A 15,797-nucleotide genomic window follows, 5' to 3' on the forward strand; every position below is an offset into this window, starting at 1 on the left:
GAAACCTCCTACAAGGATCGCGGCGGAAAGTATCAGGGGCAAAAGGGCGTCACATTGCCCAAGGCGTAGCACTTCATGAAATCCGCCATTCGCCCCGCTGTCCTAAATGACGCCGACACGATCGCGCCGCTCTTCGATGCCTATCGCCAGTTCTACGGCAAGCCTTCCGATCTCTCCCAAGCGCGTGAATTCATTCGAGAGCGGCTCGAGCGGAATGAGAGCGTCATCCTGCTCGCCGAGGACGAATCCGGACGCGCGCTGGGCTTTGTCCAGCTGTTCCCATCGTTCACCTCCGTTCAGGCTCGCCGGCTTTGGGTTCTCAACGACCTGTACGTGACGGAAGAGGCTCGTGGGCACGGCGTCGGCCGGGCGCTCCTGGAAGCTGCTCGGGAGCATGCCGTGAAGACGGGCGCGAAGCGGCTGACGCTGGAGACGATGGAGGACAATCGTAAGGCGTGGGCGCTGTACGAGTCGCTGGGCTACGTGAAGAGCGGACCGGAGGTGCGGTACTACACGCTGGAGCTGGACTGAAATCGGCCCGCTCGCTGGGCCAACAACTCCCTACGCCAACAGCTCCTTCAATCTCTTCCCCAGCGCTTCCATCCGATACGGCTTCGTGATGATGCCGGCCGCGCCCTCGTCGGTCAGGGACGTCGACGACACGGTGTCGGTGAACCCGCTGGAGATGACGACCCGGATCTCGGGGGCAATGGCGCGGATGCGGCGGAGCGCCTCGGCGCCGCCCATGCCGGGCATGACCACGTCGAGGAGGACGCAGTCGGGGCGGGCGCCCTGCTGGATGTGCGCCACGGCCTCTTCGCCGCTCGAGGCCATCTCCACGTCATAGCCCAGGTGGCGCAGCAGCTCGGCGGCGACCGTGCGCACCATCTCCTCGTCGTCCACGACGTAGACGGTGCGGCGCCGCGCGGCGCTTCCCTCGGGTCTGGAATCCAAGCGGCCCTCCCCGGTACGGGTCCCTGCCGGCTCGACCTCCCCCCGCCGTCTCTCTATAATGACACCCCATGCCCGGGCGAATCTACATGGAGACCTACGGCTGCCAGATGAACGTGGCCGATTCCGAGCTGATGCTGGGGCAGCTCCGCCGCGCCGGCTTCGAGCGGGTCGAAGAGGCGGCCCACGCCGACGTCATCCTGGTCAACACTTGCGCCATCCGGGAGCACGCCGAGCAGCGCATCTACGGCCGCCTGGGCGAGCTGTCCCGCTACAAGGTGCGCCGCCCGGGGGTCGTGCTGGGTGTGGCGGGATGCATGGCGCAGCACCTGCGGGACCGGCTGATCGAAAAGGTTCCCCAGGTCGACCTGGTCATCGGCCCCGACGGCTACCGCGACCTGCCGGCGCTGGTGGACCAGGCGCGCGAGGAGCCCACGCTGGCCGTGCGGCTCTCCCGCGTCGAGACCTACGGCGATCTCACCCCGGCGCGCGCCGACGGCGTCCGCGCGTGGGTCAGCATCATGCGGGGCTGCGACAAGTTCTGCACCTTCTGCATCGTTCCCTACGTGCGCGGCCGCGAGCGCAGCCTTCCCGCCGACGAGGTCATCCGGCAGGTGGAGCACGCCGCCGCCGAGGGCTTCAAGGAGATCGTCTTCCTGGGGCAGACGGTGAACGCCTACAAACAAGGCGACGTCGATTTCGCCGAGCTGCTCCGCCGCGCCGACCGCGTGGACGGCATCGAACGGATCCGCTTCACGTCGCCGCATCCCGCCGACATGACCGACCGCGCGGTGGAGGCGATCGGCGCCTGCGCCAAGGTGATGCCGCAGGTCCACCTGCCGCTCCAGTCGGCGTCGAACGCGGTGCTCGAGCGGATGAAGCGGATCTACACGATCGAGCAGTACGAGGCGCTGGTGGAGAAGCTCCGCGCCGCCGTGCCCGATCTCGCGCTCACCACCGACATCATCGTCGGCTTCCCGGGGGAGACCGACTCGGACTTCGAGGCGACCCGCGCCGCAATGCGGCGGATCCGCTACGACGGGGCGTTCCTCTTCAAGTACTCGCCGCGTCCGGGCGCCCGCTCGGCGGCATGGGACGACGACGTCCCCGACGCGGAGAAGGCGCGCCGCATCACGGCTCTCATCGAGGATCAGAAGGAGGCCTCGCTGGAGCGGAACGCCGGGACGATCGGCACCGAGGTCGAGGTTCTGGTCGAGGGCCCGTCCAAGAAGAGCGCGGATCACTGGTTCGGGAAGACGCGTCAGTTCAAGACCGCGGTCTTCCGCCATGGCGAGGAGCGCGTGGGGGATACGCTCCGCATGCGGGTGGCCGCGGTCTCGCCCTACACGCTGTTTGGCGAAGGCGTCTCGTCCGCCGTACGCGTGGGCGACGACGCGGCGGTCTGAACCCGCCCCGGGTTCGCGCGCTCCGGTTCGCTCCGCTTCTTCTATCCGTCCTGTTGGCCGCGCCGGGCACGGCGCTCGCGACCCGCCCGCCGGGCCTTCGCTACACGATCGACGTCACGCTGGACCCCAATCGCCATCGCCTGGACGGCCACGCCGTGATCGTCTACCGGAGCGGCGCCGACACCGCCTTCACGCAGCTCTATCTGCACACCTACCCCAATGCCTTCTCGGGTCCGCACACGATCTACGCGCGCGAGGGGGAGAGCGTGGCGCAGACCTACGACCTTCGCTACGCCAAGCCCAACCAGCTCGGCTGGATGACGCTGGATTCGGCGACGGTGGACGACGCGCCCGCCGCCGTCGATGTGAACGAGACGATCGCCACGCTCCATCTGCCGCGGCCGCTCCGTCCCGGGGATTCGGCGCGCGTGGCCCTCCGCTTCACCGTCAAGATCCCCCGCCACTTCGACCGCCTGGGCCGCACCGGCGAGAACTACTCGATCTCCCAGTGGTATCCGAAGCTGGTCGTCTACGACGACGAGGGCTGGCACCCCGATCCGTTCCACTACATGTCCGAGTTCTACGGGGACTACGGCACGTTCGACGTGACGATGCACGTGCCGGACGACTACTGGGTGGGCTCGACCGGCATCCTCACGCGCGCCACCGGCGGCGACAATGACGTCCCCATCCAGGACCGGGACGCGCCGCGGGACAGCGTGACCGTGACGCTCCGCGTCGCGGCCTCCGATTCGCTGGAGGGGAAGCGGCCCCAGCGCGAGCTGCGGCTCGAGACCGACCTGGCGCGCGGGGACGCCGAGGGCCGCCGCGTTCCCGCCCCGCTGGGCGGAGAGGCGGTCTTCCGCGTCCCTCGGGGCGCCCCCGTTCACTACACCTACGCCTGGGAGAATCGCGACGGCCCGCACGACGAAGCGGACGCCCGTGGACGCGCCCGCCCCCTGCACCGGATCCTCGCCACGCGCGACACGACGATCGCCGACACCCTGCGCGCGCTCGCGGCCGAGGGGGGCGAAGGGGACACGCTCCTCCCCTCGATGAAGACGCTCCACTATCACGCCGAGGCGGTGCACGACTTCGCCTGGGTCGCCTCGCCCGACTACGTGCGCGGCGACACGACCTGGTCGGGGATCGCCGTCCGCTCGCTCTGTTTCCGGAGCGACCAGAAGCTATGGTCGGAGTCCAAGCGCGACGTGGTGGACGCGATGCGCCACCACACGGAGACGGTGGGCCCCTACATCTGGCCCCAGTTCACGACGAGCGAGGCCTGGTGCGGCGGGGGCGCCATGGAATATCCGATGCTCATCATGAACGAGCCGGACGTGGCGAGCCCGCTCGCTCACAGCCTCGACGACACGATCGCGCACGAATTGGGGCACAACTGGTTCTACGGCATGCTGGGCAGCGACGAGCGCGCCCATCCCTGGCTGGACGAGGGCTTCGCGCAGTTCATCGAGGACGACTACACCGACCGCAAGTATCCGCACGGCCAGTTCCGCTGGGCGGACCGGCTCCCCTGGCTCGCGCCGTGGGGCGCGTTCACCCGCGACGAGATGAGTTATCTCTCGCGAGCCTGGGCGCGTGACGAGATGCCGATGGTCACGCCCACCGAGGCGTTCCACGGCTATCGCGAGTACGGGGTGGCGGCCTACAGCAAGACGGTGATGATGCTGCACGCGCTTCGCGGCGTGATCGGGAACGATGCCTTCGAGCGGTTCCTGCACCGCTATTACGACGAGAATCTCCTGCGGCATCCCCGCCCCGAGGACGTGCGGCGCGCCGCCGAGGAGGCGGCCGGACGCGACCTGGGCGCGTTCTTCCACGATTGGACCGAGACCACGCTCCGCCTCTCCTTCGCGCTCCAACGCGGGTCGTCGCGCCGGGAGGGCGAGGAGTGGGTCAGCGTCGTCCGGGTGCGCCGCGACGGCGGATTCGCGCTTCCGGTGACGGTCGAGGCGCGGTTCGCCGACGGCACCACCCAGAGGACCCGGGTGTCGACCGTCGAGCGCGTCGAACGCGCCTCGTTCCGGAGCCGGGCGCGCCTTTCGTCCGCGGTGCTCGACCCCGACCACGACCTCCCCGACATGAACCGCCTGGACAATCGCACCGGAATCGCACCCATGCGCTGGCGGCCGCTCTACGATTTCCCGCAGACGGATGAGATCACGGTCCTGTACGGGCCGACGGTCTGGCATGGCGACGGGGAGGGAATGCGGCTCGGAGCCTGGGCGGACGGCCGCTACCTCCCGATGCGCGATTTCCCCCGGGGCATCCTGGGCTTCGAGGCGGCGTTCAACGCCGGCACCCGGGACGGCGCCACCGCCTGGAGGCTGGGAGGGTGGCGCCGGGCGGGGCTCCTCGGCGCGCGCGGCGAGGTGCGCCTGCTCGGCGTCCGGGACGAGGGGCTGTCCCGGTTCGAGCTCACCTTCGGGAATCGCGCCACCGCGCCCGGGCCGCGGTATCCCTGGCGCACCTGGTGGCTCGGCGCCCAGGCGCGCGACCGCTACGACCTGCGGCCCGTGGACGCGCGCTACTGGTCTTCGGGAACGACCGTCAACGCTTCGGCGGGATTCCGTATCGAAACGGTGGGGCCCCATCGCCAGGACGATCTCACGTTGGAGCTGCGCCGCGGCTCTTCGGCGTTCGGCGGTGGGGAGCCCGCCAGCGGCGCGAACTACGACGCGGCGCGAGCCACGGTGCGGCACCGCATGCCGCTGGGATGGGGCTCGTGGAACCTGACCGTGCGCGCGTTCGGGGGATCGGCGTGGCGCCGCGTCCCCGCGGAGCAGCTCTTCGATGTCGCCGAGAAGAGCCGCCTGGATGCGCTGGAGCGCTTCTACGAGAACGACCGGGGGCCGCTCCGCGCGACCGATCATTACCTCTCCGAGGGAGGGGGCGGGCTCCGCGGCTACGCCGGGCGCGCCGCGCTCGGCGCGCGCGTGGGCGCGCTGAACGTGGACGTGACACAGGCGCGGACCGGCGTGTTTCTCTTCGGGGACCTCGGGCGCGCCGAGGCGTCGGGGCTGGGCGCGTCGAGCCGGCCGGCCGGAGCGCTGATCGGCCGAACGCTCGCCGATGCAGGTGCAGGGTATTCCTACGGGCCGGCGAAAGTGACGCTGCCGGTCTGGGTGAGCCGTCCCGAACCGGGCGAGGCGCCGTGGCGCGTGCGCTGGAGGTTCAGCCTGGATCTGGCCGGGATCCATCCCTGGTGGTAACATCGGCCCGTCCGCGGCCGATGCGCCGCGAGGGAGGGTCCCCAATGAACATCGAGATCCGCTACTGCCAGGAATGAAGCTATCTCCCTAGGGCCACCAGTTTGGCGGCCGAGCTGAAGAAGGACCTGGGCGTCGACGCGACGCTCACGCCGGGAGGCGGCGGGGTGTTCGACGTGATCGCCGACGGCAAGACGATCTTTTCCAAGAAGCAGGTCGGGCGGTTTCCCGAGGTGGTCGAGATCCTCGGGATGTTGAAGCAGAAGAAGTGACGACGGCGCGGCGCTCGTAGCGTTCCACGCCGGCCGCACCCACCGGCCCCCCACGCGGGGCCGGTCGCGTTTTGGCAAGGGGGGTTCATGAGCACTCGCCGTTCCGTCTCCGCCCGCACGCCGCTCCTCGCGGCGCTGCCCGCCGCGCTCGTCGCGGCGCTCTTCCTCTCGGCCCCACTCGCCGCGGCCGCGCCGCACGACAACGACCGCTCTGCCCGCGGCGCGCGGGCCGGCAAGTCCGACGCCGCCACTCCGGCGGCTCCCGAAGCCCCCGTGATCCGCGAGGTCCTTCCCGACGGGCTCACCCTCCTGATGCAGGTGGATCACTCCAAGCCCCTGGTCGGCGTCTGCATCGTCGTGAACGGCGGCAGCCGCACCGAGGACCCGAAGCTCTCCGGGCTCAGCCACTACTACGAGCACCTGATCTTCCGCGGCGGCTCGGCGCGCCAGGAGGAGCTGGAGTTCCGGAAGGAGATGCAGCGGATCGGCGAGGAGAGCGGCGGCTACACGACGAACGACTACACCTGCTACGGATTCACGGCGCCCACGGCGAACCTGGACGAGGCGCTCTGGCGCTCGCTCGACGCCTGGCTCGGATTGAAGCTGACCCAGGCCAAGGTGAACAAGGAACGCCAGGTCATCATGGAGGAGTACAACCAGGGCGAGGACCGTCCCGACTACAAGGTCTACTACCAGATCGAGCGGCTCATGTTCCGCGACCATCCGTACAAACGGGACACCATCGGGCTGAAGGACGCGATCATGAACTCGTCGCTCGCGACCTTCCGCACGTTCTACGCCGACCGCTACGTGCCGAACCAGATGACCCTCGCGGTGGTCGGCGACTTCGATCCCGCGACGATGCGCACCAAGATCGCCCGCGGCTTCGCGCCCTATCCGCGCGGGAAGGAATCGTTCGAGCTGGGAATCACGGAAAAGCCGCAGACGGAATTCCGGATGGGCGTCGAGACGATGAAGACGCCGAGCACGTGGACCCATCTCGGCTTCCACACGGCTCCGTTCCGGGGCCCCGATTCTCCGACGCTCACCGTGATCGCATCGCTCCTGGGCGGGGGGACCTCGTCGCGCCTCTATCACGCGCTCAAGGAGAAGGAGAACCTGGTCACCGACGTGAGCGCCAGTTTCGAGACGCGGAAGGACCCGGGCATGTTCCTGGTCTCGACCCAGATGCCGCCGGCCAACGAGGCCAAGGTGTTCGGGGTGGTCCGGGACGAGCTGACGCGGCTGGCCACCGAGCCGGTCCCGCCCGCGGAGCTGGCGCGGGTGAAGGCGGCGCTCGTGAACGACTGGGTCTTCGCCGCCCAGACGCCCTTCTCGCGCGCGGAGCGCCTCTGCGTCTTCGGCGTCATGTCCGATCCTGCGATCGCGGGGCTCTGGCCCCGGCTGATCGAGGGCGTCACCGCCGAGGACATCCGCCGGGTGGCGGCGGCGACCTTCGCTCCGAACCAGGCCTCCTACTCGGTCGTCCGTCCCGCCGACGCGCCCTCGGCCGCCGCTCCCAGCCAGAGCGACATCCTCGCGATGGTCGCGCCCTGGACCGAGGCCTGGCCGGCGGCGGCCGCGGCCGACCCTACCGTGACCGCGTCCGCGCCGCGCAAGGAGACCCTTCCGAACGGCATCACGCTGATCCTGAACGAGGACCACTCGACGCCGATCGTCGCGGTGGCGACCTACGCCCGCGGCGGACAGTGGATCGAGCCCGAGGGTCTCGCCGGCGTGAGCCACATGGCCGCCACGCTGCTGCGCCGCGGCGCGGGCCCGATGAGCGCGCGCCAGATCTCGGACCAGGCGGAGCTCATCGGCATGCGCCTCTCCTCGGGCGGCAGCAACGACTACGCGTTCCTGAACTGGCAGGCGCCGTCCCGGAATTTCGGCAAGTCATGGGACCTCTATCGCACCCTGCTGACGCAGCCGAACTTCCCCTCCGACGAGACGGCCAAGGTGCGCCAGGATCTGATCCAGCAGGTCCAGAGCATGGGCGACCGGCCGTTCGACCTGACGAACCTGCGCTTCGCCGAGGCGATCTACCGGAAGTCGCCCTATCGCCGCGCCGTCATCGGCGACGAGGCCTCGCTCAAGAAGATCACGGCGGCCGATCTCCGGCAGGCCTACCGCTCCGAATTCTGCGGGGCGAACCTGGTCGTCGCCATCTCCGGCGATTTCGACACCGACGCCACGCTCGCCCTGGCCCGGCGGACCCTGGGAGCGATTCCCAAGGGAACGCCCGCGACGGTCGGGGGCGTGCGCGACGAGCCCGCGACCGAGAAGCGGCCGATCTTCGTCGACAAGGAGCAGGAGCAGATCACCTACAACACCGGCTGGATCGGCTGCTCGCTCCTCGATCCCGACTATCCCGCGCTCAAGACCGGCGTGGCGCTGATCGGGGACCGGCTCTTCTTCAAGTACGTCTACGAGAAGGGCGTGGCGTACCGCTCGTGGTTCTACATGAACGACCGGGTGGGGCAGGGCACCGTGCAGAACGAGATGGGGGTGAGCCCGCAGAACTGGTCGGCGGCGAGCGGGGTCCTGGAGGACGTGACGGAATACGTCACGCGCCCGCTCCGGGACGACGAGGTGAAGCGCACCATCGACAAGGTGCTCACGCGCTGGTACCTGGGCGCGCAGGAGAACGACGCGATCGCCGGGCGGCTCGGGTTCTACGAGGCGGCGGGGCTGGGCTACGACTTCGCGCTACGCTATCCCGAGCGCCTGCGGCACCTGAGCGCGTCGGAGGTGCAGGCGGCGCTCCGGAAGTATCTCCATCCGGAGACCTACACGCGCGTGGCGATCGGGAAGGAGCCGGCCAAGACCGCGGGCGCCTCGCTGGCGCCCAGCCACTAGCGCCGCGCGCGCGCGGCGGCCGCGCCGCACGCGACGCCGATGAAGGCGCCGAGCGGAAGGGTCTGCTGCCAGCTCTTGTGGGGGATGCCGCTCAGTCCGCCGAGCGCCAGGCCGACCACTCCGGAGAGGAGCATCGCGCGCCAGGCGGGGGTCCGCCCGGGCGCCAGGTAGGCGGCCAGGACGCCGTTGATGATCCCCTGCGAGGCCCGGCCGAGCACGCTGAGGAACAGATCGAGCGTGTGGGGGTCTCCCCACGCGCTCACGACTCCGTGCGCCGCGCCGAGGACGATTCCCGTGAGCACCCCCGCCGTCACTTTCGTCATCGCCCAACCCCCCTCGGCCAGAGGCGCCGCAACGCCCGATCCCGCCGCAGCATAGCCGGAGGCGCCGGGCGGGTCCAGCAGTTGAGAACGCGCGCCCTCGCGCCGATAGGTAGGGAATGTCGAACACCCTGCCCGACGGCGCGTCCGTAGGGGCCGCGGCCGGCGGCGCGCTTCAGCAGCATTTCGAGAACGCCCCGATCGGGATGCTCCTGCTCGGCGAGGACCGCGCGATCCTGCGCGCCAACGAGACGGTCGCCTCGATCACCGGGCTGGCTCCCGCGATCCTCTCCGGCTCTCCCTTCCGCCGCTTCCTCTCCACCGACGCTCCGCTCGATCTGGAGGACCGGATCTTCGAGGAGCTGGAGCACTCGGGACGCTGGCTCGGCGAGGTGGAGATCCGGACCTCGATCGGGGACACGAGCCCGATGCTGGTCGCGATCACCCCGGTCTCGGATTGCGCCCCGGTGCGCTACGTGGTCACGGTGTTCGAGCTGGGAAACCAGCGATGGATCGAGGCGGAGTCCAGCCGGCGCGCGGCCGAGCTGTCCGCGCTCTCGGCGATCGCCGTGGCCACGGGGAGCAGCACCGATTTCGACGAGATGCTCCACGCCGCGGCCCGGGAGATCGTCGAAGGGCTGGAGGTGGACGCCTGCTGGATCCACTGCCGCGACGCGTGGGGCCCCGAGCTTCGCCTGGGCGCGGGCGCGACGCACCTCGATCCCTCGCTCCGGATCTCCTCCTACATGATCCCCGACGCGAAGAACCCCGCGCTCCTGCGTGCCGCCGAGGCCCGCGAGCTGGTCACCGAATCGGAGCTGCTCGACCGGAGCATCGCCACGGTGATGCACGTGCCGCTCCTCTCCCGCGACGACATGGTCGGCGTGCTGTCCATCCTGAGCGTGGAGGGAGAGAAGCTCTCGACGCGGAGCTCCGATCTCCTGTGCGCCATCGGCTACAAGATCGGGACCGCGATCCAGAACGTGCGGCTCCTGGAATCGGTGCGCCGCCAGCAGCAGGAGCTGAAGGAGAAGAACGACGAGCTGGAGACCCTGGTGTCGCAGCTCCTCGAGGCGGACCGCCTCAAGAACGAGTTCCTGGCCAACACCAGCCACGAGCTCCGCACGCCGCTCAATTCGATCATCGGCTTCCTGAACCTCGTCATCGACGGCCTGTGCGAGAACGAGGAGGAGCGGATGGAGCTGTTGAACCACGCCCTGACCAGCGGGCGCCACCTGCTCTCCCTCATCAACGACGTGCTGGACCTGGCCCGGATGGAGGCCGGCCGGCTGCAGGTGGAGGTGGGCGAGGTGGACCTGAGCGCGGTCCTGAACGAGGTGGCCGCCACGATGGCCGTACAGGCGCGCGAGAAGTACCTCGATCTCTACTGCCCGCGGATTCCCGAGGGGGTCCGTGTGAGCGCGGACGAGTCGCGCCTCCGCCAGGTGTTCGTGAACGTGATCGGGAACGCGATCAAGTTCACGCCCAAGGGCACCGTCACGATCGGCCTCGAGACGCCCGCGGGGGAGCCGTTCGTGGAAGTCTGGGTGCGCGATACCGGGATCGGGGTGGGCCAGGAGAAGATGGCGCGGCTGTTCCACAAGTTCTCGCAGGGGGACACCTCGACGACGCGGAAGTTCGGCGGGACGGGACTCGGTCTCGTGATCGTCAAGGAGCTGGTCGAGATGATGGGGGGAAGCGTTCGCCTGGAGAGCGCGGGCGACGGGAAGGGAACGCTCGTCACGATGCGGCTCGCGCGGGTCGCGGGCCGCGCCCCGGCTACGGGTCCGTCACGATGAAGAAGAGCAGCCGGCCCTGCTCCACGGCCACGGTCGCGGGGCGCGCCTCGACGACGTTCGAGATGGAATCCCGCACGCCCAGCTCCAGCCGGTCCTGGGCCAGCGGGTACCGCAAGCCCTGCGTCGTCACCCCGGTCGCGGGCCCGCCCACGGCGAAGAAGGACACGACGGTGCCGGCAGGGAAGTCGAGCGTGGTCGTTCCGGTCGCGACGAAGGCGCGGCAGCGCTCGTCCAGCAGCGTGATCGCGATCCGGTCGGAGTAGCGCAAGAGGAGCGAGAGGTGGCCGACCACGTGGTCCAGGCGGTCGGCGCTCGCGCCCAGGAGCAGGATCTGGCGAAAGCCGCCCCGGGCGATCACGTAGCGGATCGCCTTCTCGGTGTCGGTGGTCTCGGTGTCGGCGTCGAGGACCACCTCGGCGCTGGCGAAGCGCGCGAGGGTATCCTTCGTCACCGAATCCATGTCGCCGATCACGACGTGCGGCGTGACGCCGTAGGCCAGGGCGTGGTCCGCCGCTCCGTCGGCGCAGACGAACAGCGACGCGGCCGAGACGGCCTGCCGGAGCGTCTCGCGCGAGGGCGGGATTCCGTGGGTCAGGATGACGGCGACGCTCACGCGCGGTCTCGGGGCCGGGGACGGTTCTAGGGGCTTGCGGGCACGCCGCGCGCAGCCTAGCATCCGCGAGGGAACGATGGCAAACCAGCGGAACGTGATGGCCTTGGTCGTGGTCGGAGCCCTGACGCTGCTCGTGGGCGGCGCCGGGCTCTATCTCGGCTTTGCTTCGGGGCGGCACGCGCCGACCGACCCGCCGGTGCCGAAGCAGCCCGACTACGGGCCGATCCTCTACGACATGCGCTCGATCCGCTCCGAACCCGACCGGATCCGGTTCGAGTGGGCCCGCTTCGACGACGCGAACGCGTATCGCATCACCGTGCTCTCCCCCTCGAACGATTCGCTGTTCGCAAGCCCCGCCCTCACGTCCAACGCCTGGGTCATCCCGACCGACATGCGGCGGAAGCTCGCGTCGCAGTCGGTCTACCACTGGAGAGTGACGGTCTTCGCGAAGAACGGCGGCGTGCGTTCCTCGGATCCCGCGGCGTTCGCCACGCAGTAGCGCGAAGCGAGGTAGGAGCGCTACTCGGTGGACGGCGGAACGGGGACCAATTCCCCGGTGATGTCGTCGGACTTGTCCTGTCGCGCTCGAAGGAAGAGGCGGCCTCCGCCCAGGACGCGATAGGTGTCCCTCCCCCGAGCCGATGCCGGTTCCACGATGAGCACGCGCAGCACCCGCGCCTCATTGCCCAGGTACCGGTCGTGGCAGATCCCCTCGCGGCGATCGGTATCCGCGTCGAACCGCCCCTGCAAGGCGTCGGTGATGGGCCCGATCCGGGTCCCGGTGACCGCTCGCAGCTCCTTCCCCTTGAGGTCCTCGACGTAGCAGCAGGGGTTTCCGATCAGGATCTCGCACCGAAGTCGGTCGGAAGTCTGGAGCGAGTGGCACCAGTTCTCAGGGCACGCGGGCAGATCCAGAAAGACGTACGTGCCCGGGTCGCCGTCGCGCCATCCGTGTTTGAGCGTGAGCGCGGGGCCGCAGTCCGTTCCCAGGCCGCCCGCCGGCAGGATCACCCCGATCGACGTGAGCGCGCCTTCGCAGGTGCCCCCGATCACCGAGTCCTGGGACGAGCTCGGCTCGAAGCGAGCGGTCGCCGGCATCAGTCGTCCCGAGACGTCGGTCACGCCGTGCGTCGCCACCGCGGGGTGCGGCGAGGTCATCGCGCTCGCCAGCAGAGTGCCTGACAGAATGGCAGCAGTAATCCCCATGCACGGATTGTCGGCAGCATGGACGGGCAGCCTTAGTGTGGGCAGGAACGTGAACCCCGGTGCGGGGTATCTTGGACTGCCGGGTTCGCTCCAGAATTTCAGGCTTTCCCAGGAGACGGTATGAAACCCGCTCAACGGGATTCGGTGCGGTCCCACCCGCACCTGCTTCGAGTGCCCTTCCTCCTCTCCGTGCTCACTCTTCTCGGCGCCACGATCGGAGCCGAAGCTTCGCCATTACGGGATCGGGACGTCTCGCTTCGTCGCCAGGACTGGTTCTGGTCCGGCGTGCCCGTGGGCAAGTCGGGCCTTGTCGCGGATCATGCCCGGATCGAGTGGTACCTCCCACGAGTGCCGGTGGTCGAGCGTGACCTGAACCCGGCTCTCTCGAACGAACAGGGCGGCAGCGACGCCCATCCCGCCCTGGAGCTCTCGATCCGCCCTCCGACCGGGGAGGCCCTGATCGATTCCTCGGACTGGACCGGAATCGTGCAGCAGCTCGATCTCGTGGGCTTGGACCTCTCCGGGTTGCAAGCCGTCGAGATCTGGGTGAACGATTTTCACGCCCAGCACACGTCCACGAAAGCGATCCTGCGCGTGGCGCTCGGGCGCTTCAGCGAGGACGCGTTCTGGGATCCCAAGAACCCGCCGAATTTCGATCTGGATACGGAGGACAAGAACCAGGACGGGCGGCTGGACCGTTTCGATCCCTCCAGCCCGGATTACCTCGTCTTCGACGAGGACACGGGACTCGACGGCCTCCACGATGCGGAGGAACCGGGGTACGCGGGCCTGGGCTCGGATCCGAACGGCGATGACTACCGATACAATCCCCAGTCGGCGCCCGACGATCACTCGCGAATCAACGGAACGGAGGGAAACGGGATCCATGGAACCGACGCGCGCCCCGACACGGAAGACTTGAACCGGGATGGAGGGCTCGACCTCGACGAGGACTACCACGAGGTCGGGATCGACCTCGCCGATACCGCGTTCGTCCTCGTGGACGTTCCCCGCGACGATCGCGACAATCCCTCGATCGATAGCAGCAACGGCTGGCGCCAGTTCCGCATCCCCCTCGAGGCGTTCGGCGTCCAGGGACGGCCGAATTGGCCCTATGTCCCGGCGATCCGACTGGCCATCGAGGGGATGGCCGACACGCTCAGGCTGCAGATCGGCGGCATCCGGTTCGTGGGCGTTCCCGCGCCCCCGGTGGCGCCGCGGATCGTCCTTCGGCAGAACCGGCCGAACCCGTTCAACCCTTCGACCACGATCGAGTACGAGCTTTCCCGCGAGGAACGCGTTCGCCTCGAGGTGTTCGACGTGACGGGGCGCCGGGTCGCGACGCTCGTGGACCGCGTCCAGGGCGACGGGCTGCATCGGGCGTTCTGGTCCGGGCGCGACGATCGCGGCCGTCCTGTTCCCTCGGGCGTCTACGTTTACCGGCTTCGCACCGATGCCGGCGAAGCCTCCCACCGGATGGTCCTCGTGAAGTGACGTTGACAACCGCGCCGCATTGGGCGCATCGTCGCATCGTCCGTTAGGGGTGGCCGGGATACCGGCCTGAGATCAAACCCTAGAACCTGATCTGGGTCATACCAGCGTAGGGAAACGGGACGACAAGAGACCTTCTCGTCGGGCCGCGTCCTTCCCTGGGCGCGGCCCGCTTGCTTGGGAAGGAAGGTGCTCTCGATGTCGCCTCTTCGCTTCGCCGGCTGCCGAATCGCCTGCGCCGCCGCCGCGCTTCTCCTCTTCGCCTCCGGTACGTCCGCCGTTCGCGCCCAGACCGACGCGACCGCCCCCGCCGTGTACCCGCGCATCCTGCGCGGGCAGGTCGTGGATGCCGAGACGCGCCGTCCCGTCGCCGAGGCGCGCGTCCGGACGGTCGACGCGCCGGGCGTCGCGTCCCGCGAAGCGGCCACCGACGCGAACGGCGAGTTCCAGCTCACCGACCTGGGGGCTCCCCGCGGCACGATCGAGGTGTCGCGGCTGGGCTATGCCACGGCGCGCCTCGCCTACGACGTGACCGATCCGAACGCGGGCGCGCTGATCGTCCGCCTCGCGGCGCGCGCGCTTCCGCTTCCCGCGATCGAGGTGTCGACGACGCGCGCCGTCGAGCGCGAGACGCCCGTGCCCTTCACCGAGCTTCCGAAGCCGGAGATCCAGGCGCGCTACTGGGCGCAGGACCCGCCGATGCTCCTGGCCGAGACGCCCGGCGTGTACTCCTATTCCGACGCGGGGAACGGCGTGGGCTACTCGTACGTCAAGATCCGCGGCTTCGCGCAGCGCCGCGTGGCCGTGACAATCGACGGCATCCCGCTGAACGATCCCGAGTCGCACGAGGTCTACTGGGTGGACCATCCCGATCTCCTGTCGGGGACCGCGTCGGTGCAGGTGCAGCGGGGCGTCGGCAGCGCGCTCTACGGGGCGAGCGCCGTCGGCGGCTCGGTGAACGTGGAGCTCCTGCAGGTGCCGCGGGAGCGGCGGATCGCGTTCGAGGCGGGCGGCGGCTCGTACGGGACCACGCGCTTCACCGCGCTCTACCAGAGCGGGCTGCTCGACAACACCTACGCGATCTCGGGGCGCTACTCCCGGATCGTGAGCGACGGCTACCGCGAGCAGTCCTGGTCGCGCCTCTGGGCCTATCAGTTCACGGCCGCGCGCCTCGATTCCTGGATGACGACGCGCGTCAATCTCTACGGCGGACCGGAGCAGCTTCACCTCGCCTATTACGCCGTGGACCGCTCCTATCTGGACGGCCGCTACACGGGCGACCCCGATCGCGACCGCCGCTTCAATCCTCTCAACTGGCGGAACGAGACCGACAATTTCTTCGAGCCCCATTACGAGCTGATCAACGACATCCGCCTGACCGATCGCGCCTCGCTCACGTCGTCGGCGTTCTACTTCCCCGGCAAGGGCTACTACGACGATCTGCCGTACGGCCCGCAGTCGTTCGCGTCGCGGCAGCTCCCTTCCTTCTACGTCCCCTCGGACACGCTCTATCCCGCGGCGTACTACCTGACCGACTCGCTCGGCGTTCCCGAAGCGCAGCCGAACGGCCAGTTCCTCGTGACCGGTTCCGACATGACGCAGCGGCTCTGGGTGCGAAACCGGCACTACGGCTGGGTGCCGCGCGCG

General features: G+C 69.3%; 14 protein-coding genes and 1 riboswitch. Of the genes, 10 read left to right on the forward strand and 4 right to left on the reverse strand.

Annotated elements, in window-relative coordinates:
• A partial coding sequence (gene dcd / locus VE326_09800) for a dCTP deaminase (protein ID HYJ33499.1) occupies window positions 1-69 on the forward strand: 69 nt, incomplete at its 5' end.
• A gap of 6 nt (window positions 70-75) precedes the next feature.
• Window positions 76-531: a GNAT family N-acetyltransferase gene (locus tag VE326_09805; protein ID HYJ33500.1), complete on the forward strand. Its 456-nt coding sequence runs from the start codon at window positions 76-78 to the stop codon at window positions 529-531.
• Window positions 532-561: 30 nt separating this feature from the next.
• On the opposite strand, the gene VE326_09810 is transcribed toward VE326_09805, so the two are convergent.
• Complete coding sequence (locus VE326_09810; GenBank protein ID HYJ33501.1) at window positions 562-954, reverse strand: response regulator; 393 nt, start codon at window positions 952-954, stop codon at window positions 562-564.
• A 68-nt stretch (window positions 955-1,022) separates the two neighbouring features.
• On the opposite strand from VE326_09810, the gene miaB reads away from it, so the two are divergent.
• From miaB to VE326_09830, 4 genes are all read left to right on the forward strand, one after another.
• Window positions 1,023-2,357 (forward strand): tRNA (N6-isopentenyl adenosine(37)-C2)-methylthiotransferase MiaB, encoded by a 1,335-nt coding sequence (miaB, locus tag VE326_09815; protein ID HYJ33502.1) that lies wholly within the window; start codon window positions 1,023-1,025, stop codon window positions 2,355-2,357.
• 53 nt (window positions 2,358-2,410) lie between these two features.
• The gene (locus tag VE326_09820) at window positions 2,411-5,590 is read left to right on the forward strand and encodes a M1 family metallopeptidase (protein HYJ33503.1); all 3,180 of its coding nucleotides are present in this window, start codon (window positions 2,411-2,413) and stop codon (window positions 5,588-5,590) included.
• Window positions 5,591-5,634: 44 nt separating this feature from the next.
• Entirely contained in the window at window positions 5,635-5,859 is a 225-nt protein-coding gene (locus tag VE326_09825) for an Rdx family protein (GenBank protein HYJ33504.1), read from the forward strand.
• Between the two features lie 87 nt (window positions 5,860-5,946).
• On the forward strand, window positions 5,947-8,721 hold the full coding sequence (locus VE326_09830; GenBank protein HYJ33505.1) for a pitrilysin family protein: 2,775 nt from the start codon (window positions 5,947-5,949) through the stop codon (window positions 8,719-8,721).
• Here VE326_09830 and VE326_09835 read toward each other — a convergent pair.
• Window positions 8,718-9,044, reverse strand: a complete 327-nt coding sequence (locus tag VE326_09835) for a hypothetical protein (protein HYJ33506.1) — start codon at window positions 9,042-9,044, stop codon at window positions 8,718-8,720. The two genes, VE326_09830 and VE326_09835, sit on opposite strands and share 4 nt — an antisense overlap.
• A 116-nt stretch (window positions 9,045-9,160) precedes the next feature.
• On the opposite strand from VE326_09835, the gene VE326_09840 reads away from it, so the two are divergent.
• A complete protein-coding gene (locus VE326_09840; GenBank protein ID HYJ33507.1) occupies window positions 9,161-10,840 on the forward strand; it encodes an ATP-binding protein in 1,680 nt (559 codons plus the stop codon).
• Here VE326_09840 and VE326_09845 read toward each other — a convergent pair.
• Window positions 10,821-11,453, reverse strand: coding sequence for a thiamine diphosphokinase (locus tag VE326_09845; protein HYJ33508.1), 633 nt, complete (start codon window positions 11,451-11,453; stop codon window positions 10,821-10,823). The genes VE326_09840 and VE326_09845 overlap by 20 nt on opposite strands.
• A 76-nt stretch (window positions 11,454-11,529) precedes the next feature.
• On the opposite strand from VE326_09845, the gene VE326_09850 reads away from it, so the two are divergent.
• Window positions 11,530-11,952: a hypothetical protein gene (locus VE326_09850; GenBank protein ID HYJ33509.1), complete on the forward strand. Its 423-nt coding sequence runs from the start codon at window positions 11,530-11,532 to the stop codon at window positions 11,950-11,952.
• 20 nt (window positions 11,953-11,972) lie between these two features.
• Here the strand turns inward: VE326_09850 and VE326_09855 are convergent, their stop codons facing one another.
• Complete coding sequence (locus tag VE326_09855) at window positions 11,973-12,611, reverse strand: hypothetical protein (GenBank protein ID HYJ33510.1); 639 nt, start codon at window positions 12,609-12,611, stop codon at window positions 11,973-11,975.
• A gap of 168 nt (window positions 12,612-12,779) precedes the next feature.
• Between VE326_09855 and VE326_09860 the strand changes: the two genes are divergently transcribed.
• Window positions 12,780-14,153, forward strand: a complete 1,374-nt coding sequence (locus VE326_09860) for a T9SS type A sorting domain-containing protein (GenBank protein HYJ33511.1) — start codon at window positions 12,780-12,782, stop codon at window positions 14,151-14,153.
• 35 nt (window positions 14,154-14,188) lie between these two features.
• Window positions 14,189-14,283: riboswitch (TPP riboswitch) on the forward strand.
• 65 nt (window positions 14,284-14,348) lie between these two features.
• Window positions 14,349-15,797 (forward strand): TonB-dependent receptor (locus tag VE326_09865; protein HYJ33512.1); only part of this gene is annotated, 1,449 nt, incomplete at its 3' end.

Source organism: Candidatus Binatia bacterium (assembly GCA_035631035.1).
Taxonomy (GTDB): Bacteria; Eisenbacteria; RBG-16-71-46; order SZUA-252; family SZUA-252; genus DASQJL01.